Origin of the sequence: Amycolatopsis sp. lyj-23, from assembly GCF_046549135.1 — a bacterium.
In the GTDB taxonomy this organism is placed as follows: Bacteria; Actinomycetota; Actinomycetes; order Mycobacteriales; family Pseudonocardiaceae; genus Amycolatopsis.
Genome location: NZ_JAJPWN010000016.1, coordinates 33,963 through 52,400 on the forward strand (window position 1 = coordinate 33,963; position 18,438 = coordinate 52,400).

General features: G+C 72.3%; 18 protein-coding genes. 13 read left to right on the top strand and 5 right to left on the bottom strand.

Annotated elements, in window-relative coordinates; translation table 11 throughout:
• Positions 1-171: 171 nt before the first annotated feature.
• From ACLJPY_RS34605 to ACLJPY_RS34630, 6 genes are all read left to right on the top strand, one after another.
• The gene (locus ACLJPY_RS34605; RefSeq protein WP_410595126.1) at positions 172-3,327 is read left to right on the top strand and encodes a nitrate- and nitrite sensing domain-containing protein; all 3,156 of its coding nucleotides are present in this window, start codon (positions 172-174) and stop codon (positions 3,325-3,327) included.
• A 20-nt stretch (positions 3,328-3,347) separates the two neighbouring features.
• Positions 3,348-3,809, top strand: a complete 462-nt coding sequence (locus ACLJPY_RS34610) for a roadblock/LC7 domain-containing protein (RefSeq protein WP_003085376.1) — start codon at positions 3,348-3,350, stop codon at positions 3,807-3,809.
• A 25-nt stretch (positions 3,810-3,834) separates the two neighbouring features.
• Positions 3,835-4,614 carry a DUF742 domain-containing protein gene (locus tag ACLJPY_RS34615; RefSeq protein ID WP_410595128.1) on the top strand — a complete coding sequence of 260 codons (780 nt, stop codon included), beginning with the start codon at positions 3,835-3,837 and terminating at the stop codon, positions 4,612-4,614.
• Complete coding sequence (locus ACLJPY_RS34620) at positions 4,595-5,203, top strand: GTP-binding protein (RefSeq protein ID WP_043776338.1); 609 nt, start codon at positions 4,595-4,597, stop codon at positions 5,201-5,203. The genes ACLJPY_RS34615 and ACLJPY_RS34620 overlap by 20 nt, the downstream gene beginning before the upstream one ends.
• 378 nt (positions 5,204-5,581) lie before the next feature.
• Positions 5,582-5,998: a roadblock/LC7 domain-containing protein gene (locus tag ACLJPY_RS34625; protein WP_072476021.1), complete on the top strand. Its 417-nt coding sequence runs from the start codon at positions 5,582-5,584 to the stop codon at positions 5,996-5,998.
• Between the two features lie 6 nt (positions 5,999-6,004).
• A complete protein-coding gene (locus tag ACLJPY_RS34630) occupies positions 6,005-7,282 on the top strand; it encodes a DUF742 domain-containing protein (RefSeq protein ID WP_410595130.1) in 1,278 nt (425 codons plus the stop codon).
• On the opposite strand, the gene ACLJPY_RS34635 is transcribed toward ACLJPY_RS34630, so the two are convergent.
• Together ACLJPY_RS34635 and ACLJPY_RS34640 are read right to left on the bottom strand one after the other, a co-directional pair.
• A complete protein-coding gene (locus ACLJPY_RS34635) occupies positions 7,279-7,863 on the bottom strand; it encodes a hypothetical protein (protein ID WP_410595132.1) in 585 nt (194 codons plus the stop codon). The two genes, ACLJPY_RS34630 and ACLJPY_RS34635, sit on opposite strands and share 4 nt — an antisense overlap.
• 55 nt (positions 7,864-7,918) lie before the next feature.
• Positions 7,919-10,156: a helicase-associated domain-containing protein gene (locus tag ACLJPY_RS34640; RefSeq protein ID WP_410595134.1), complete on the bottom strand. Its 2,238-nt coding sequence runs from the start codon at positions 10,154-10,156 to the stop codon at positions 7,919-7,921.
• Positions 10,157-10,245: 89 nt separating this feature from the next.
• On the opposite strand from ACLJPY_RS34640, the gene ACLJPY_RS34645 reads away from it, so the two are divergent.
• The 4 genes from ACLJPY_RS34645 to ACLJPY_RS34660 all read left to right on the top strand — a co-directional run bounded on the left by ACLJPY_RS34645 (position 10,246) and on the right by ACLJPY_RS34660 (position 13,326).
• Positions 10,246-10,425 (top strand): hypothetical protein, encoded by a 180-nt coding sequence (locus ACLJPY_RS34645; RefSeq protein WP_191315889.1) that lies wholly within the window; start codon positions 10,246-10,248, stop codon positions 10,423-10,425.
• 104 nt (positions 10,426-10,529) lie between these two features.
• Positions 10,530-11,918 (top strand): NAD-dependent malic enzyme, encoded by a 1,389-nt coding sequence (locus tag ACLJPY_RS34650; RefSeq protein ID WP_410595136.1) that lies wholly within the window; start codon positions 10,530-10,532, stop codon positions 11,916-11,918.
• 20 nt (positions 11,919-11,938) lie between these two features.
• Positions 11,939-12,409 carry a cyclic pyranopterin monophosphate synthase MoaC gene (gene moaC / locus ACLJPY_RS34655; protein WP_410595138.1) on the top strand — a complete coding sequence of 157 codons (471 nt, stop codon included), beginning with the start codon at positions 11,939-11,941 and terminating at the stop codon, positions 12,407-12,409.
• Positions 12,406-13,326, top strand: coding sequence for a molybdenum cofactor biosynthesis protein MoaE (locus ACLJPY_RS34660; RefSeq protein WP_410595140.1), 921 nt, complete (start codon positions 12,406-12,408; stop codon positions 13,324-13,326). Before moaC ends, ACLJPY_RS34660 begins: the two co-directional genes overlap by 4 nt.
• Positions 13,327-13,521: 195 nt before the next feature.
• On the opposite strand, the gene ACLJPY_RS34665 is transcribed toward ACLJPY_RS34660, so the two are convergent.
• From ACLJPY_RS34665 to moaA, 3 genes are all read right to left on the bottom strand, one after another.
• Positions 13,522-14,166: a transglycosylase family protein gene (locus tag ACLJPY_RS34665; RefSeq protein WP_410595142.1), complete on the bottom strand. Its 645-nt coding sequence runs from the start codon at positions 14,164-14,166 to the stop codon at positions 13,522-13,524.
• A gap of 1,021 nt (positions 14,167-15,187) precedes the next feature.
• On the bottom strand, positions 15,188-15,439 hold the full coding sequence (locus tag ACLJPY_RS34670) for a MoaD/ThiS family protein (protein ID WP_410595144.1): 252 nt from the start codon (positions 15,437-15,439) through the stop codon (positions 15,188-15,190).
• Between the two features lie 10 nt (positions 15,440-15,449).
• Positions 15,450-16,457 (bottom strand): GTP 3',8-cyclase MoaA, encoded by a 1,008-nt coding sequence (moaA, locus tag ACLJPY_RS34675; RefSeq protein WP_410595146.1) that lies wholly within the window; start codon positions 16,455-16,457, stop codon positions 15,450-15,452.
• Positions 16,458-16,607: 150 nt separating this feature from the next.
• Between moaA and ACLJPY_RS34680 the strand changes: the two genes are divergently transcribed.
• From ACLJPY_RS34680 to modA, 3 genes are read left to right on the top strand one after another with little or no spacing between them, the layout of a single operon-like run.
• Positions 16,608-17,087, top strand: coding sequence for a MarR family winged helix-turn-helix transcriptional regulator (locus ACLJPY_RS34680; protein WP_410595148.1), 480 nt, complete (start codon positions 16,608-16,610; stop codon positions 17,085-17,087).
• 33 nt (positions 17,088-17,120) lie between these two features.
• Positions 17,121-17,525, top strand: coding sequence for a molybdopterin-binding protein (locus ACLJPY_RS34685; RefSeq protein WP_310968721.1), 405 nt, complete (start codon positions 17,121-17,123; stop codon positions 17,523-17,525).
• Positions 17,526-17,584: 59 nt separating this feature from the next.
• Positions 17,585-18,394 (top strand): molybdate ABC transporter substrate-binding protein, encoded by an 810-nt coding sequence (gene modA, locus ACLJPY_RS34690; RefSeq protein ID WP_410595150.1) that lies wholly within the window; start codon positions 17,585-17,587, stop codon positions 18,392-18,394.
• Positions 18,395-18,438 lie beyond the last annotated feature (44 nt).

The following is an 18,438-nucleotide window of genomic DNA, read 5'->3' on the forward strand; positions in this document are numbered from 1 at the left end:
TGCTCGAGCTGAACCGATTCCGTCCGGCTGGACGGGGTTCAGGTACCCCCAGTGCCGACACTGGAGACGATCTTTTCACCCTTACGGGTAGCGTCTTGCGCTGGGCTCCTTCCGATGGGCCGGAGCGCCGGATCGCCGGGAGCGTGCAGACGAGTGGCTGAGGAGAACGCGATGCGCCCTGGCGGGCGCTGGACCGACCAGGGTTTCCCGAGCACGAACGATGATGGTGGAGCGGCGGTGCCGAACGAAGACGCCGCGGGGGTGGGAGGGGCCCCTGCGCAGTCACCCGGAGCGGATCCGGGCCGGAAAGCCGGGCTGTTCTCCGGCATGCGCGACTGGCGGCTGCGGTCCAAGCTGGCCGCGGTCCTGATCATCCCCACCCTGACGGCGCTCGCACTGGGCACGCTGCGCGTGATCGACGACGCCCGCGAGGCGGCCGAGTTCCAGCGCACCGCGGACCAGGTCGCGTTCGCCGTCAAGGTCACCACAGTGGTGCACGAGCTGCAGAACGAGCGGTCGCTGGCCGTCGCCCGGATCGCCTCGAACAACCCGCTGCTGCAGACCGGGCTCGACTCGCAGATCGCCAAGGTCGACCGCGAGGTCGCCGACCTGCGGGGCTCGGCGAACAGCCTCCAGTACGACGACCAGGCGACGAAGGACCGCTACACCCGCGGTCTCCAGCGCCTCGACGCGCTGCGGCCGCTGCGGGCGGCGTTCAACACGCAGAACAGCCTGCCCGACATCACGGTGCTCACCGCGTACTCGGGCGTCCTGGACTCGCTCATCGAACTGGGCCGCGAGGTCACCACGGCGGTCACCGACGGGGACGTGCTGCGCCTCGGCACGAGCACGCAGGCGATCAGCGAGGCCAAGGAGTTCACCACCCGCTCCGACGCCGAACTGCAGATCGCCGCGTTCCGCGGCAGCTTCCCCGGCGACCTGCTGGACCAGACGCGCGCGTCGGCCTCCAGCGCGGACGCCTCCGTCGCGGCCTTCCTCGCGAACGCCGACGACGACCAGCGGCAGCTCTACAACGACACCTACTCCGGCCCGGAGGTCGACGACCGTCGGCGGATCCAGACCGCGGCGTTCTCCTACGCCCAGCTGGGTGACCCGCCGAACATCGACACCACCGCGCTCGGCAAGGACAGCACGGTGTCGGCCGACAAGCTGCACGCGGTCGAGTCGAACCTGCTGGCGCAGCTGAAGACCCGAGCCGACGACCTCGCCACGGCGGCGGTCAACTCCGCGTGGGTCGGCGGTGCCGTGGTGCTCCTGGCGCTGGCCGCCGCGATCGCGCTGATGCTCGTCGTCGCCCGCCTGATGCTGCGCCCGCTGCGGGTGCTGCGGAAGAGCGCGCTGGACGTCGCCTACACCCGGCTGCCGGAAACCGTGCAGGCGATCCTCGACGACCCGGACCCGGTCGGCGCCTCGAAGAAGGCCGTCCAGCCGGTGCCCGTCACCTCCCGCGACGAGATCGGCGAGGTCGCGCGGTCGTTCGACATCGTCCACGAACAGGCCGTCAAGATGGCCGCCGAGCAGGCCCTCCTGCGAGAGAACGTCAACGGCATCTTCGTGAACCTGTCGCGGCGGTCGCAGCGGCTGGTGGAACGCCAGCTCGGCGTCATCGACCGGCTGGAGGCCGACGAGCAGGACCCGGACCACTTGGCCAGCCTGTTCGAGCTCGACCACCTCGCGACGCGGCTGCGGCGCAACGGTGAGTCCCTGCTGGTGCTTTCCGGCGCCGGCCTGGCCAAGTCGGTGCCCAAGCCGGTGCCCGCCGCCGACGTCATCGGCGCCGCGGTGTCGGAGATCGAGCAGTACGCCCGGATCGAGGTCGGCATCGTGCCCGACGTCGCGGTCCAGGGCCTGGCGATCCACGACCTCGTGCACGTCCTCGCCGAGCTGCTCGACAACGCGACCTACTTCTCCGAGCCGGAGACGAAGGTCATCGTCCGGGCCGTGGTGACCCGCCGCAAGGCGCTCGCCATCCAGGTCACCGACCACGGTGTCGGCATGAGCGAGGAGCGGCTGGCCGAGGTCAACGCGCGCCTGGCCGACCCGCCGGACCTGGACGTGTCGGTGACCCGGCGAATGGGTCTGTACGTGGTTTCGCGGCTGGCCAAGCGCCACGGCATCGAGGTCCGCCTGCGCGAGAACGAGGACATCGAAGGCGGCGTGATCGCCCGGGTCGTCGTCCCGGCCGAGCTGCTGACCCAGCTCCGCCCGGGCATGCAGCGGCAGACCCCGCCGCCGGCGAACCGGTCCGAGACGTCGATGTCGATGCCGAGCATCCCGCCGATCCCGGCCGCGCGCTCGGACTTCGACCAGACGCAGTCGTTCGCGCAGACGCCTCCGCCGCCGTCGAAGCCGACACCCACGCCGCCCCCGGCCCCGCCGGCGCACGACCCCGTGCCGAGCCAGGGCGGGCTGGTGCCGCTCGACCAGCCGATCAGCCTGGACGACCTGGTCAGCGGCGGCCGTGCCGCGGGCCCGTTCCTCTCGCCGGAGCTGCCGAAACCCGAGACGCCGGCCTGGCCGACCGCCGAGGACCTGGCGCCGCTGACGCCGTCGCACAACGGCGACGGCGCGAGCTCCCGGGCCGGGGACACGCAGTTCGCGCCGCTGGTGCTGCCCAAGCGCGAGCCGAAGTTCGTGCCGCCGGAGGAGCCGCCCCCGGCGCAGCCGCCGGTGAACGAGGTCGGCTCGGCCGCGCTCGAGGACGATGTACCCACCCGGCGGTTGCCGATCTACCAGTCGGTGCTGTCACGCTGGTTCAGTGAGGGTGACGACTCGGCCGCCGACCCGGTGCCGGCGCAGAGCGAGGGCGAAGACCCCAACCTGCCGCCGCTCACCGGCAACGGCGAGCAGAAGCCGCCGCCTGCGCCCGCGCCCGAAGAGCCGTCCCGCGACGAGCTCCGCCCGACCGCGGCGACCCGGCACCCGCTGCTGCCCGCCGACGACGGCTGGCACAGTGCGTCCGACGACGGCTGGCAGGCGGCGCAGTCGCTGCTGGAGACCAAGAACGAGGAGATCACCCCGGCCGGGCTGCCCAAGCGCGTCCCGAACCAGTACCTGGTGCCGGGGTCGATCAGCAGTCCTTCGGTCGACGCGCCGCCGCAGAACAGCTTCGCGGACAACACGGCGGGGATGCCCGGAACGGGTGCGATCACCCGCTCGGCGTCCGCGGCGCGGAGCCGGATGGCAAGCTTCCAACGGGGCTACACCTCGGGACGGCACGCCTTGAAGGAACTCCCGGCCGAAGAACAGCTGCAAGGCAGCAGGGTTCCGGGGCGTGGCAACACCACAGACAGCAGTGAGGAGTGAAAGTGACACGGGCGGGTGCAATGCAGCCGGGTGGCTCCGCGCAGCCGAACGGCCAGGCGCATGCCAAGGCGAACAATGCCGGCAGCTTCGCTTGGCTGATCACGGATTTCGTGCACCGGGTGCCCGGCGCGGCCCACGCGGTCGTGGTGTCGGCCGACGGCCTGCTCCTGGCGGCCTCGCGGGGCTTGCCGAAGGACCGGGCGGACCAGCTGGCCGCGGTGGCGTCGGGGTTGACCAGCCTCGCGCGCGGCGCGGCCAAGGTGTTCGAGGGCGGCACGGTGGCGCAGACCGTGGTCGAGATGGCCAACGGTTTCCTCTTCCTCATGTCGGTTTCCGACGGTTCGTGTCTGGCGGTGCTGGGATCGCCGGAGAGTGACATCGGCTTGGTCGTCTACGAGATGACCCTGCTGGTGGAGCGGGTCGGCCAGCAGCTGACTCCGGAGATGCGGGCGCAACTGCAGGGTGCGGCCGTCCGCCGCTGAGGACCTGGGAACCGAGGAGAGAGCCGTGGACGACGGGCGCTTGAGGGGTGATGGCCGGCTCGGTGACGACTTCTCCGGCGGGTGGTCCGACCAGTCGGACGAGGGCCGGGAGGACTGGCAGTCGTTCCGGGACCGCGTCGACCGCGAGTGGCGCGCGCGGCGGGTGCAGGCCTCCGACAGCGACCCCGTGCGGGAGCCGCCGAACTGGCTGACCGACAGCAATGCCGGGCAGGAACCGATCCGGCCGATCGCCGGCGGCACCGAGTACCGCGACCGCCTGCTCGGCGGTCCGGGTGCGGAGCTGTTCGGCGGTTCGAGCGGGCCGCTGTACGACGCACGCGACTTCGCGGCGTACACGACCGAGCGCGACTTCGGTGCGGGGCCGGACTCCGGTGAGTTCGCCGCGGCCCTGCCGCGGCAGGCCAGCCAGGAGTACGTAGACGAGCCGCCGCCCACCGAGATGGAGACGTCGGGCCTGGTCCGGCCGTACTTCCGGACCAGGGGGCGGACGAAGGCGACGCTCGACCTGGCCATCGAGGCGTTGATCTCGACCAGCGAACAGGGCCGGATGCTCGACCGGGTCCGGGTGCCCGAGCACCGGTCGATCTGCGACCTGTGCCTCGACACCAGGTCGGTGGCCGAGGTGGCGGCGCTGCTGCGCCTGCCGCTCGGCGTGGTGCGCGTGTTGATTGGTGACGTGGCGGGCCTCGGGCTGGTGCTGGTGCACTCCAGCAGCGCGACCGTGGGCGACCGCCCGAGTATCGAGTTCATGGAAAGGGTGCTCAGTGGGCTTCGGAGAATTTGACTCCGACGCGAACGCGCCGCAGGTGACGGGTCCGACCTCGTCGGCCAAGATCGTGGTCGCCGGCGGGTTCGGTTCGGGGAAGACAACTTTGGTCGGGGCGATCTCCGAGATCGACCCGCTGACCACCGAGGCCATGATGACCGAGGCCAGCGTCGGGCACGACGACACCTCGGCCACGCCCAACAAGACCACCACCACCGTGGCGATGGACTTCGGGCGCATCTCGCTGGACTCGGACCTGGTGCTGTACGTCTTCGGCACCCCGGGTCAGCACCGGTTCTGGTTCATGTGGGACGACCTCGCGGTCGGCGCCATCGGGGCGGTCGTGCTGGTCGACACGCGGCGGCTGGCCGACGCGTTCCCGTCGATCGACTTCTTCGAGAACCGGAAGCTGCCGTACGTCGTGGCCATCAACTGCTTCGACCGCTTGCTGCACCACCAGATCGAGGACGTCCGGCACGCGCTCACCATCGCGCCGTCGGTCCCGATCATGGCGTGTGACGCGCGGGAGCGCGAGTCCGCGAAGCAGGTGCTGATCTCGGTCGTCCAGCACGCGATCGCGCACGATTCGGCGTTGCGCGCGGGCTAGCCCATGACACCCCGACCCGGATGCGGCCGTTGGAGTGAACTCCACGTGCTTCACCCACTTCGGGGAGTGCGGTCACCGTCCGCAGGATCCGCCCGGCGGCGTGGTCCGGTGGCGTCGGCGGCCGGTGCCACCGGTACCGGCGCTGACCTGCGCGGACAGCCCGCGGGTGCGAGCCGCGGTACGTCCCCCGGATGGGGGAGGTCGACCGGGGCGCGGCGGAACCCGGCCGGGTGGGCCCGTAGGGTGCCCTGCGGCCGGCCGGTGGCGGGCTCGACACCACCGGCGGTGCGAATACGCTTTACCTTGGCGTCGCCGACCGGCCGTGCCGGGCGCTCCGGGGTGCGGCGGGCGACGCCGCACGAGCAAGGAGGAGCAGGAGTGACGGCTTCCGGCCAGGGCACGTTCGGCTGGCTCATCACGGACTTCGTCCGCCGGGTACCCGGCGCCGCGCACGCGGTTCTGGTGTCCGCGGACGGGCTGCTGCTGGCGCCGTCGGAAGGGCTGCCCCAGGAACGCGCCGAGCAGCTGTCGGCGGTGGCGTCCGGGCTGATCAGCCTGACCCAGGGGGCGGCGCGCTGCTTCGAAGCGGGCGGCGTCAACCAGACCGTGGTGGAGATGGAGCGCGGCTACTTGTTCCTGATGTCCGTTTCGGACGGCTCGTCGCTCGCGGTGCTGGCCGCGCCGACGTGCGACATCGGCACGGTCGCGTACGAGATGACCCTGCTCGTCGAGCGGGTCGGCCAGCAGATCACCCCCGAACTGCGCGCCCAGCTCCAGGGCGGCGTGCGTGGGTAGGGCGAGATGAGGATTTCGGGATTCGACGATCCGGACTCCAGCGGCTGGGACGCACTGCACCGCGGCACCGAGCGCGAGAGTTTCGATTCGCCCAGCAAGTTCGACATGTCGACGCTGTCGATGATCATGCCCAAGCGCAAGCCGGCCCGCCCGCAGCCGGACGCGCAGGGCTACACGGACGAGGACACCCGCGAATGGGGCTCGTCGGCGGACGACGAGGACCCGGGTTTCCAATCGGAGTTCGCCGCCGAGGAGGAGGACCGCGAGCCGGTGGGCCGCCGGCGTCGGCGCGCGCCTTCGCCGGATGAGGAATACGCAGGTCCGAGCTACCCGGCCGCGCCTTCGCCCGAGTACACCGACGCGGGTACCGGGGCTTTCCCGGACCACCGTTCGCCCGGGTACGGCGACGAGGGCTATGCAGGTCCGGGTACCGGGGGCTTCCCGGGCCGCGCGCCCGAGTTCGGTGACTATTCGCGTCCGGAATCCGGGGCGGTTCCGGACCACCGTTCGCCCGGGTACGGCGACGATGGCTACCCGGGCGCGCCTGCGCCCGAACCCTTCGGCTTCCAGGGCGCGCATTCGCCGGTCGTGGCCGACGACGGCTACGACCCCGTCGAGCCCGAGTGGCAGGACGACGACCGGTACGAGCCGGAGCCCCCGCCGCTGGAGCCGGCGTGGACCCCGCCGCGGGGGGCGCGGCCGCCCGCGCCGCCGTCCCGGCACCCGGCCGCCCCGCGCCCGCTCGCGCCCCGGCCACCGGCGCCCCGGCCGCCCGCTCCGGTCGCGCGGCAGGCCGCACCGCCGCCCGCCTGGGCCCCGCCGCCGCCCGCCGATTGGACCCCGCCGCCGGACCCGGAAACCCGCTGGATCCCGACCCCGGAACCGTGGGAGGACCCGGCCTGGAACGAGCCGGCCCGCGTGGCGAGCCCGGCGCCGGTCGCTTCGCCGGGGTCGCGGGTCCGCCCGTACACCCGCACGGGCGGCCGCACCCGCTCCGACCACAACCTGGCGCTGGAGGCGCTGGTCTCGACGTCCGACGACGGCCGCCGCTACCGCGGGGTCCGCTCGGTCGAGCACCGCCGGATCTGCGACCTGTGCCTGGACACGCGGTCCGTGGCCGAGATCGCCGCGCACCTGCGGCTGCCCCTGGGCGTGGTGAAGGTCCTGGTCGGCGACATGGCCGACATCGGCCTGGTGCTGATCCACCAGACGGAGCTGATCCTCGGCGACCGCTCGTCCCGCGAGTTCATGGAACGCGTCCTGGCCGGCCTGCGCGCGCTCTAACCGGCGAGGTCGAGGGCCAGGGTGTTGCCTTCGCCGGGCACGAACCCGTTGATCAGCGGCGTCGCCGCACCGCAGTTCTCGAACGCACCGATCGCGTAGGTCGACTCGAGGTGCCCGCCCGTGCCCGTGGCGAAGTCGTCCGACGCGAGTTCGGTCGTCACCGGCTCGGCGGTGCGGCACCCGGCACCGACGTCGAACGGCACGCCGTTGACCCGGACGCCGGAGATGGTCACCGGCCAGGTCGCCGAGCCGGAGAACCCGCCGAACACCGAGCCTTCCGCGTGGCCGGGGCCGAAGGTGACGGTGCCGCTGACCTTGCCGACCCCGGGCACCGACCGGGTGACCTCGGCGGGCGGCAGCGTGAACGTCCCGGAGTAGGTGTACGGCCCGATCAGCGTGTACATGTCGAACTGCCCGGGCCCGAGGCCCAGGTCGGCGTCCGGCTTCGCGATGTGCGTGGTCCCGGTGACGGTGTACTTCGAGTAGACCGGCGGCCCGGCCGCGTCGGCCGGTCCGGCGAAGCCCGCCCCGCCCACGACCGCCGCGGCCGCGAGCACGGTCACGCGCGTTGCCCGCTTCATGGCTCAGGCTTACCACCTGCCCGCCCGGTTCGCCGGGAATTCACCGAATCCGGCGTCAGTCTTCGACGAGGGCGGCGGAGGTGATGCGGTGCAGGGAGTACCGCTCGTTGTTGTCGCCTTCGAGCACGCCGCCGCCGACGCGCACGGGGCGGACGACGCGTTGGCTGGCGATGCCTTTCGAGTCGACGAACCCGATCCAGACCTCACGCCGCTCCAGCGTGGCCCGGGACAGCAACTCCAGCGTCGCCGAGGTGTCCGTGCCGCCGCCGACCGGTGCTCGTACCGCCGAGCCGCGGCGGCGGGCCGATGCCGCGTCGCCCGCTCGCAGGTTGGAGACGATGCGGGCCGCCTGGTCCTCCGTCAGCACCGCCTGCTCGCCGGGGCTGCGGCGGGCCGCCCGTGCCTTCGCCGGCAGGCGGCGGCCGCCGGGCCGGATGTCGACCACCCGGCCGTCCGGGCCCTCCGCCGCCGGCGCGAACCCCGCCCCGCGCAGCGCCGCCAGGACCTCGTGCAGCGGGTCCGGGCTGATCACGACCGTCGGCGCGATGAGCCGCAGCGCGTGCTCCGCCGCGACCGTGTGGGCCAGCACCTCGGCCAGCAGCGCCTCGTCGTCGCAGCGCAGGAACGACGCCGCGACGCCGCCGCGCAGCCGTCCGTGGCGCCGGGCGACGTCGTCGACCAGGTAGCTCAGCCCCTGCGGGACCGGGGTCGCCGACTTCGTCTTGAACAGCGCGTGCAGCTCGTCGGCCGTGCGCCCGGTGTCCAGCGCGCGCCGGATCGAGGCCTCGGTGATCCGGTAGACCGTCGCGTGCCCCGCCGACTCGACGTCGGCCACCGCCGCCATCTCGGCGGCCAGCTCCGGCTCCAGCGGTCCCGGCGCGACGACCGTCAGGTCGGCCTGCAGCAGCACCCGGTCCACCGGCGCGGGCAGCGCGTCCAGGATCGCCTCGACCGCGCCCGGCCGGTCGTCGGCGAGCAGTGCCCGCGTCGCCGTCGTGACGCCGCCGAGCCCGACGATGCCCAGCGCGCTCGCCTCGGCCATCGTCCAGCGGACGGTCTCGTCGCGTAGCCGCCCGCCCCGCCTCGGCGCGCGCCAGGCCAGCACCGACACGAGCTCGTCGACGCTCTTCACCCCGGCGCCCGGCGGCAGGTCGGCCAGCGCGGCGAGCACCCGCCGCCGCCCGACCGGCGCCAGCGGGCGGCGCAGGTCTTCCGACAGCGGCGCGATCGGCTTGTCCTTGGCGTCGCGGCCGCCGGCCAGTCCCGGCAGGCGCGGCAGCTCCAGCCAGGCCTGGGCGAGCGTCATCCACCGCTGCGCGGTCGGCGACGCGAGCCACGAGTCGGTCAGCGTGGTCGGCACCCACTCCGGCACGCTCGCTTCGCTGTCGGCGACCAGCCCGGCGCCCACGGCCAGTTCGGCCAGCAGGATCGCCTGCGTGTCGTCGATCTCCAGGTCCTTCGCGAGCTTCTTCAGCTCCCGCACGCCGAGGCCGCCGGACTTGAGCACCGGCGGCGGCGCCGCCGACCACGCGCGCAGCAGGGCTTCGGTGTGGCGCAGGAACTCCATCGCCTCACCGGCCGCCGCCTCGTCCAAAGTAGACGGCTGGTGCGGGTGGACCGGCAGCTCGGGTTCGGTGCGCGTCCCGGGCGGGAAGACCGCGCCGCGCACCGCGACGCCGAGCTCGCGCGGCAGTTCGACGGTCTGGTCGTCGCGCCGCAGCAGCAGGCCGCGGGCCAGCAGCTTCTGCACCGGCGTCTCGGCCTTGCCGAGGGGGAGGTCGAGCCCGGCGTCACGGGTGCGGCCGATCGGCGGCCCGGCGGCGAGGGCGGTCAGCACGCCGCGTTCGTCGTCGGGGAGCTCGGCCAAGCGCGCGCCGAGGTCCTCGCCGGCCAGCGAGGGCGAGGACGCGCCCAGCCCGGCCGGGAACGGCCCGAGCGCCTCCCGGGCGGCGGGCGGGACGCGCAGGGCGTCGTCCGGCCCCCAGGTCAGCGCCCGGGCGCGGAGGCGGGCCAGCGGTGCGGTGATGTCGGCGCCGACCAGCTCGGCGACCGCTTCGACCGGCACGGGATCGCGGTCCGCGCCGGCCAGCAGGCACGCTTCGAGCACGGCCAGGGTGAAGGTGTCGAGGTCCTCGCAGGCGCGCGCGACCGAGCCCGGCGTGCCGGCCCGGGTGGCCAGCACCGTGCTGTCGGAGGGCGGGGGCGTGGACAGGTCGCGCCGCGTGCGGAGCAGCTCTGCGAGTGCGTCGTCGGACTCCGCACGCAGCCAGTCCGCCAAAGAGGTCGCGGGCATAGACGACCAGGGTACCGGGCGGTTGCGCCGGGCCGCCCGGGCTCAGGCAGACTGTCCCCGTAAGACCGTGAACGGCTGTGGAGGACGTTGTGGCCAAGGGTGAAAAGAAGCACAAGGGCATCGACCCGACCTGGCCGGGCGAGGCGGGCGAGCACCCCGTGACCGAGCTGGCGTCCGACCGCCAGGGCGCCCTGTCGCCGTTCGGCGACGTCACCTTCCCGCTCGACACCGTGCCCTACGTGCACCCCGAGACCGAGATCAACCGCTGACCGCATAGTTACTGGTCAGTACCGGTATCGGGGCCTGGTGAGGGCGGTCACGGGAGTAGGTTCCCTTCCGTCCCAGCCACCTTTCCCATGCGGGGGTAAGTGCCATGCCGGTTCCCGGTCCCGGGTATTCGATCACGGTCCGGGTCGAGGCCCCGGCCTCGTCCACCGCGGCCGGTGACCTGACCACCGCGGTCGGGCGCGTGGGCGGCGTGCTGACCGCGTTCGACGTCGTCGAGTCGCACTCCGAGGCGATCGTGGTCGACATCAGTGCCAACGCGCTGTCGGAGAACCACGCGAACGACATCACGCAGGCCCTCGACTCGCTGCCCGGCGTCAAGGTCCGCAAGGTCTCGGACCGGACGTTCCTGATCCACCTCGGCGGCAAGATCGAGGTGACGCCGAAGGTCGCGCTCCGCAACCGTGACGACCTCTCCCGCGCCTACACCCCGGGCGTCGCCCGCGTCTGCCAGGCGATCGCCGCGAACCCCGAGGACGCGCGCCGGCTGACCATCAAGCGCAACACCGTCGCGGTGCTGACCGACGGTTCCGCGGTGCTGGGCCTCGGCAACATCGGCCCGGCCGCGGCGCTGCCGGTGATGGAGGGCAAGGCGGCGCTGTTCAAGAAGTTCGCCGACGTCGACGCGTGGCCGGTCTGCCTGGACACCCAGGACACCGAAGAGATCATCATGATCGCCAAGGCGCTGGCCCCGGTGTACGCGGGCATCAACCTCGAGGACATCGCCGCGCCGCGCTGCTTCGAGATCGAGAAGCGCCTGCGCGAGCAGCTGGACATCCCGGTGTTCCACGACGACCAGCACGGCACGGCGATCGTGGTCGTCGCGGCGCTGCGCAACGTCCTGCGGGTGGTCGGCAAGCGCATCGAGGACTGCAAGATCGTGGTCAGCGGCGTCGGCGCGGCCGGTTCGGCGATCATCCGCCTGCTGCTGCACAAGAACCCGGGCGACATCGTGGCCGCGGACATCGACGGCATCGTCCACTCCGCGCGCGGCAACCTCGACGACAACCTGACGTGGATCGCGTCCCACACGAACAAGCAGCAGGTCAGCGGCACCCTGCACGAGGCGCTGGCCGGCGCGGACGTGTTCATCGGCGTTTCCGCGCCCAACCTGTTCGGCGCGGCCCAGGTGGCGACGATGAAGTCCGACGCGGTGGTCTTCGCGCTGGCCAACCCGGACCCGGAGATCGACCCGCTGGAGGCCCAGAAGCACGCCGCGGTGGTGGCGACGGGCCGCAGCGACTTCCCGAACCAGATCAACAACGTCCTGGCGTTCCCGGGCGTGTTCCGCGGCCTGCTCGACGCCCACGCGAACAACATCGACGACTCGATGCTCCTGGCCGCGGCCGACGCGATCGCGGACGTGGTCGACAACGGCAAGCTGAACGCGTCGTTCATCGTGCCGAGCGTGTTCGACAGCGCGGTGGCCCCGGCGGTCGCGGAGGCGGTCCGGAAGGCTGTGCTCGCGGAGCGCTGAGCCCGAAGTAGCCTCGCCGTGTGAGTGAACTCAGCCACGTCGACGAGACCGGTGCCGCCCGCATGGTCGACGTCTCCGGCAAGACCGCCACCGCGCGCACCGCGCTCGCCGCCGGGACCGTGCGGACCACCGCCGAGGTGCTGCGGCTGCTGGCCACCGACGGTCTCCCCAAGGGCGATGCCCTCGCCACCGCGCGGATCGCCGGGATCATGGGCGCCAAACGCGTGCCCGAGCTGATCCCGCTGTGCCACCAGATCGCCTTGTCCGGGGTCAAGGTCGAGTTCGCCCTCGGCGAGGCCGAGGTCGGCATCCGGGCGACCGCGAAGACCACCGACGTCACCGGCGTCGAGATGGAGGCGCTGACCGCGGTGGCGGTCGCCGGCCTGACGCTGCACGACATGATCAAGGCCGTCGACCCGGCGGCCACGCTGGACGACGTCCGCCTGCTCCGCAAGGACGGCGGCAAGACCGGAACCTGGGAGCGGCCGTGAAGCGCAACGCGCGGGTGATCGTGGCGTCCAACCGCGCCGCGAAGGGCGTCTACGAGGACAAGACCGGCCCCGTGATCGTCGCGTGGCTGGCCGGGCGCGGGTACGACGTGCCGGCGCCGGTCGTCGTCGAGGACGGGGACCCGGTGGGGGTCGCGCTGCGGGCCGCGCTGGCCGACGGCGTCGCCGTGGTCCTCACCACCGGCGGCACCGGCATCTCGCCGACCGACCGCACCCCGGACGTCACCCGCGCGGTCCTGGACCACGAGCTGCCGGGCGTCGCCGACGCCATCCGCGCGGCCGGGCTGCCGAAGGTGCCGACGGCGGTGCTGTCGCGCGGGGTGGCCGGCGTGGCCGGGCGGACCCTGGTGGTGAACCTCCCGGGCTCCTCCGGCGGCGTCAAGGACGGCTTGGGCGTGCTGGACGGCATCCTGGACCACGCGGTCGACCAGCTGGCCGGGGGCGATCACCCGCGGCCGGCCGCCGCCGGGCCCGCCGTGCGCGTGGCGCGGGCGCTGGTGACCGAGGAGCCGCTGTCGGTCGAGGAGCACGCCCGCCTGGTCGAGGACGACGCCGCGGGTGCGGTGGTGACGTTCGCCGGGGTGGTCCGCGACCACGACGGCGGCAAGGGCGTCCGCGACCTGGCCTACGAGGGCCACCCGAGCGCGAGCCAGGTGATCGCGGACGTCGTCGCGGACCTGTCGGCGCGCTGGACGGGCGTCCGCGCGGTGGCCGTGAGCCACCGGCTGGGGGCGCTGACTGTCGGCGACGTCGCCCTGGCCTGCGCGGTGGCCGCGGAGCACCGCGGGCAGGCGTTTTCGGCGTGCGCGGAGCTCGTGGACGAGGTCAAGGCCCGGCTGCCGGTCTGGAAGCACCAGCACTTCACGGACGGCACGGACGAATGGGTCAACTCGCCCTGATCCGGCACGCCTGAGAGCGCCGTACGCGCGTTCTGCGCCCGGGGACCCGGCACGGGCCCGGCGGCGGCCTCCGGCGCGTCAGGGCGCGTTTGGCGGCCGGAAACGAGTGAAGGGCTCCCACCGCCCGGGGGATCGGCGGTGGGAGCCCGTTCAGGTCACGGCTCGAGGCCGGACCCGCGCATCACTGCGAGATCGTCACTTGGTGGCGATCTTCTGCCCGACGAGGATCAGGTCCTTGTTCGGGATGTACTTCGCGTTCAGCTCCTGCAGCTTCTGGTAGCCGCCCTGGACGTTGAACTGCTTGGCGATCTTGGACAGGGTGTCGCCCGCCACGACGGTGTAGTCACCGTTCGGGTTGGAGCCGGTCACGCCGGTGGCCGCTGCCGCGGGGGCAGCCGGGGCCGCCGCCTTCTTCGGGGCGGGCGCGGTCGTGCTCTTCTTCGGGGTCACCTTCTTGGTGGTGTGGCCGGTGGCCTTGGGGGCCGACGAACCGCCGCCGCCCTTCTTGCCACAGACCGGCCACGCGCCGATGCCCTGACCCTGCAGGACGCGCTCGGCCACGGCGATCTGCTCGTCGCGGGAAGCGTTCGCGGCGCTGCCGGTACCGCCGTAGGCCTTCCAGGTGCTCTGCGTGAACTGCAGGCCGCCGTAGTAGCCGTTGCCGGTGTTCGTGTTCCAGTTGCCGCTGCTCTCGCACTGCGCGATGGCGTCCCAGTTGGTCGCCGACGCGGGGGTCGCGGCGATCGCGATGGGCGCGCCGACCGCGATGCCCGCGATGGCGACGCGAGCGACGGTGCGGGTGGCAGCGGACATCTTGCGGTGCTTGCCTCGGTAAGACATTTGGATGCTTCTCGGCTTCCAGCGCCTACGAACCTGTGTTGAGGGTCAGGATCGGGGTCCTGCACCGGCCATCTCAGACCGGCAGACGAGCCCGACGCACGCCGCGTCTTCGTCGTCCCCTCGTCCCTGTCCGGAAATGCTTTCGCTCGGGGTATGGGTCCGGGATCCGTTGGACAGGGCTAGGCGCTACGGATTCCCGGTCTTGCGTCGGTCGGTCGGGGCCAACCGAAAAGCGACGGTACGTAACGATGGCCGTGATCGGAAATTATTCGGGGCGTGACCTACGTCACAGTAACGGCACGCAACCCCGGTCGATACGGGTGTTTGCGCAGGTCAGGGGGCCGTTATCTGCCCGTTTCCTGGCCGAGATAAAACACGGATCGTGAGGCTTGCATCACGTGTTTCGCGTAGCGAATGGCCCATTCGTGCCGCCCGGATCGCGATTGGACCGCGCATCTTATGACCGGTGCGGGGACCGCGCCAGACTTGACAATCCTGCCTCGGCTGCCCCAACAGTCACAAGAGTCCCACCTGTTCGTGGGGTTTCCCGACCCGGTCGGAGCGACGCCGGCCGATCGTCCCGCGCACCTGGGCTGACGCAGGGCGACGGACCAGGTCGAACGGGTCACCGGATGGGTGGCGGCCGATTCCGCGTCAGCTTCTCGCGAACACCCGGATCCGGTGACGCGCCACGCCGGGGGCCGCAACACCGGTCGCCGAGCGGTCGGCGGCCGTACCCGAGCGGTCGCCGTTTTACAGGCCGGACGAACTTCCCGGCCCTCCACCGGACGGCCCAATCCCACCCCGCAGGCGGCTGGTCAACCCCCGACGCGAAGCCCGACCCCCCAGGTACGCAGCCCGACCCCCCAGGTACGCCAGCCGACTGCCTAGGTACGCAGCCGACCCTCCAGGTACGCAGCCCGACCTTCTGGGTACGCCAACCGACCATCCGGGTACGCCAACCGACGGCGCAGGTACGTCGGCCGACCGGCTGGTTACACGCGTGAAGCCGGGGCAGCCGTCAGCCGCCGGCGAAGGGCGGGAGGACGTCCAGCTCGGCGCCGTCGCGCAGGGGCTTGCCGAGGTCGCGGACCGCGATCCCGTCCAGCAGGTAGCTGACCGCCGCCAGGAGCCGCGGCAGGTTCTCGGGGTGGAGGCGGCGCAGCTCGGCCACGGCGTCGGCGACCGACGCGCCGTCCGGCAGCTGCACCTTCTCCTCTTCCACGCCCGCGGCGGCCCGCGCCGCCGCGAAGTACCGCACCACGATGGTCATCGTCGCCACCTCAACCGCCGATCGCGCTCATCGGCCGGATCGGCTGCGCGAACCCGGCGTCGTTGATCTCGTGGCCGGCGAGCTTGCCCCACATCGTCGCCCGCCAGGCGTCCGCCACCTCCTCATCGCGCGCGCCCGCGCGCACGAGGGACCGCAGATCCGTCTCGTCGTTGCTGAACAGGCAGGAACGCACCGCGCCGTCGGCGGTCAGCCGCGTCCGCTCGCAGGCCGCGCAGAACGGCCGGGTCACCGACGCGATCACGCCGACGTCGCCGGGGCCGCCGTCCACCAGCCAGCGCTCGGCCGGCGCCCCGCCGCGCGCCTCCGAGGCCGGCGTCAGCTCGAAGGAGGCCGAAAGCATCGAGAGGATCTCGGCCGCGGTGATCATCTCGCCGCGGTTCCAGCCGTGCTGGGCGTCCAGCGGCATCTGCTCGATGAACCGCAGGTGGTAGCCCTCGTCGAGGCAGAACTTCAGCAGCGGCACGGCTTCGGACTCGTTGAGCCCGCGGATCAGCACGGCGTTGACCTTCACCGGCGACATCCCGGCGTCGCGCGCCGCCGCCAGCCCGGCCACCACGTGCGAGAGCCGGTCGCGGCGGGTGATCGTCTTGAACAGCTCGGGGTCGACGGTGTCGAGCGAGACGTTGATCCGGGCCAGCCCGGCTTCGGCCAGTGCCCCCGCCCGGCGGGCCAGCCCGATCCCGTTGGTGGTCATGGACAACCGCGGCCGGGGCGACAACGCCGTGATCCGCGCCACGAGGTCCTCGAGGCCCGGCCGCAGCAGCGGTTCACCGCCGGTGAGCCGGATGTCGGTGACCCCGAGCTGCTCGACGGCGATCCGCATCAGCCGGACCAGCTCGTCGTCGGTCAGCACTTGCTCGCCGGGCATCCAGTCGAGGCCATCCGCGGGCATGCAGTAGGTGCAGCGCAGGTTGCACCGATCGGTCAGGGAAACCCGGAGATCGGTGGCCACCCGGCCGAAGGTGTCGATGAGGTGCGGGTTCTCGGGCCTGGGCACGCGAGATGACCCTCGTGTGCCGGGGACGCGAGGAAACCCGAGATCCACTGCCGTCATTACGCACAGCGTAGCTCCGGAACGGGCGGAGTGACTTCTTCTCTAGGATACTTTGCGCAGTGAGTGGTTCAGCGGCCGAACTAATGAGGGCTTGTGACGGAAAAGACTTACCCGGTCACGGAAGACGAGCTCTTCCGGTTCGCGGAACTCGGGCGCGCGGGCAGCACGTTCACCGTCCTGCGGCACGCGAGGATCGCCGAGCGGATGGGCCTGTCCGGCACCGACCACAAGACGTTCGACCTGCTCCTCCAGGTCGGCGGCCCGCTCACCGCCGGCCGGATCGCCGGGCTGACCGGCCTGTCCACCGGCGCGGTCACCGGCGTCGTCGACCGGCTGGAGAAGGTCGGGCTGGTCCGCCGCGTGCGCGACCCCGAGGACCGGCGCAAGGTCCTCGTCGAGGTGGTGCCGGGGGCGGCCGACCGCTTCGCGCCGCTCTTCGAGCCGGCCTTCGGCGCCCTGCGCGACCTGCTCGCGCAGTTCTCCCCGGCCGACCGAAAAGTGATCGAGCGTTATCAGAATGTCATCCTCGAACAGCTGCGCGCCGAAGTCATGGGCAATTCGCGCCCCGCGTAGCTTTTCCTCAACTGCGGAGATAATGTCTGCGGCATGCCGCAATTTCGGTTGTCCGAGGCCGCGCGCCTGCTCGGCGTCAGCGACGACACCGTCCGGAGGTGGGTGCGCGCGGGGCAGCTGACCGCGACCGACGACGCCGCCGGCCGCAAGGTCGTCGACGGCGCCCAGCTCGCCGGGTTCGCCCGGGCGCAGGCCGCCGCGCCCGACGACCCGTCGGCGGTCGGCCGGTCCGCCCGCAACAGGTTCGTGGGGCTGGTCACCGAGGTCATCGCCGACAAGGTGATGGCGCAGGTGGAACTGCAGTGCGGGGCGCACCGCGTGGTGTCCCTGATGAGTACGGAAGCCGTCCGCGAGCTGGGCCTGCGCCCCGGCGTGCTCGCGGTTGCGGTGGTCAAGGCGACCACTGTCGTGGTGGAAACACCGGAAGGAAGTAGATGAACCAGTCCGCTTTTCGGGGGTCCGGGTGGCGGAGCCCCCGGCCCGAGGCGAAGCCTCGCTTGACGCAGCTCGCTCTCGCCGTGGCTGCTGTCGCCCTGTTCGCGGGCGCGTGCAGCAGCTCCGACGAGCCCAGCACGCAGACCGGCGGGTCGTCCGTCACCGCACCCGCGCCCAAGGGGGCCGGCGGCTCCGGTGGCGGCACGCTGACCGTGTTCGCTGCCGCGTCGCTCACCGAGTCGTTCACCGCGCTCGGCAAGGAGTTCGAGGCCAAGCACCCCGGCGTCACCGTGAAGTTCAGCTTCGCGGGCTCGTCCGGCCTGGTCCAGCAGCTGACCAACGGCGCCAAGGCCGACGTCTTCGCCTCGGCCGACCAGGCCAACATGGACAAGGCCGTCCAGGGCGGCGTGATCGACGGCCAGCCGACGGTCTTCGCGACCAACAAGCTCGCCATCGCGGTCGCGCCCGGCAACCCCAAGGGCATCAAGTCCTTTGCTGATTTGAACAAGCCCGGCCTGGCCGTGGTCACCTGCGCCCCGCAGGTGCCGTGCGGCTCGGCGGCGAAGAAGGTCGAGACGGCCACCGGCGTCACGCTCAAGCCGAAGAGCGAGGAGCAGGACGTCAAGCAGGTGCTGAACAAGGTCGCCTCCGGTGACGCCGACGCGGGTCTCGTCTACGTCACCGACGTCACCTCCGCCGCGGGCAAGGTCGACAAGGTCGACTTCCCCGAGGCGAGCGGCGCGGTCAACAGCTACCCGATCGCCGCGGTCAAGGGCGGCCAGGGTGCACTGGCCAAAGAGTTCGACGACTTCGTCCTCGGCGCCGAGGGCAAGGCCGAGCTGAGCAAGGTCGGGTTCGGCTCTGCGCAGTGAGCGCCTCGCGAGCGGCCGGCCGGGATCCGTCCCGGCCGGCCGTT

What these genes read in the sequence shown, in the direction of transcription:
- ACLJPY_RS34605 (WP_410595126.1), top strand. Translation starts at nt 172, where the DNA reads ATGCGCCCTGGCGGGCGCTGGACCGACCAGGGTTTCCCGAGCACGAAC.
- ACLJPY_RS34610 (WP_003085376.1), top strand. Translation starts at nt 3,348, where the DNA reads ATGCAGCCGGGTGGCTCCGCGCAGCCGAACGGCCAGGCGCATGCCAAG.
- ACLJPY_RS34630 (WP_410595130.1), top strand. Translation starts at nt 6,005, where the DNA reads ATGAGGATTTCGGGATTCGACGATCCGGACTCCAGCGGCTGGGACGCA.
- ACLJPY_RS34635 (WP_410595132.1), bottom strand. Translation starts at nt 7,863, where the DNA reads ATGAAGCGGGCAACGCGCGTGACCGTGCTCGCGGCCGCGGCGGTCGTG.
- ACLJPY_RS34640 (WP_410595134.1), bottom strand. Translation starts at nt 10,156, where the DNA reads ATGCCCGCGACCTCTTTGGCGGACTGGCTGCGTGCGGAGTCCGACGAC.
- ACLJPY_RS34650 (WP_410595136.1), top strand. Translation starts at nt 10,530, where the DNA reads ATGCCGGTTCCCGGTCCCGGGTATTCGATCACGGTCCGGGTCGAGGCC.
- ACLJPY_RS34665 (WP_410595142.1), bottom strand. Translation starts at nt 14,166, where the DNA reads ATGTCTTACCGAGGCAAGCACCGCAAGATGTCCGCTGCCACCCGCACC.
- ACLJPY_RS34670 (WP_410595144.1), bottom strand. Translation starts at nt 15,439, where the DNA reads ATGACCATCGTGGTGCGGTACTTCGCGGCGGCGCGGGCCGCCGCGGGC.
- ACLJPY_RS34685 (WP_310968721.1), top strand. Translation starts at nt 17,121, where the DNA reads ATGCCGCAATTTCGGTTGTCCGAGGCCGCGCGCCTGCTCGGCGTCAGC.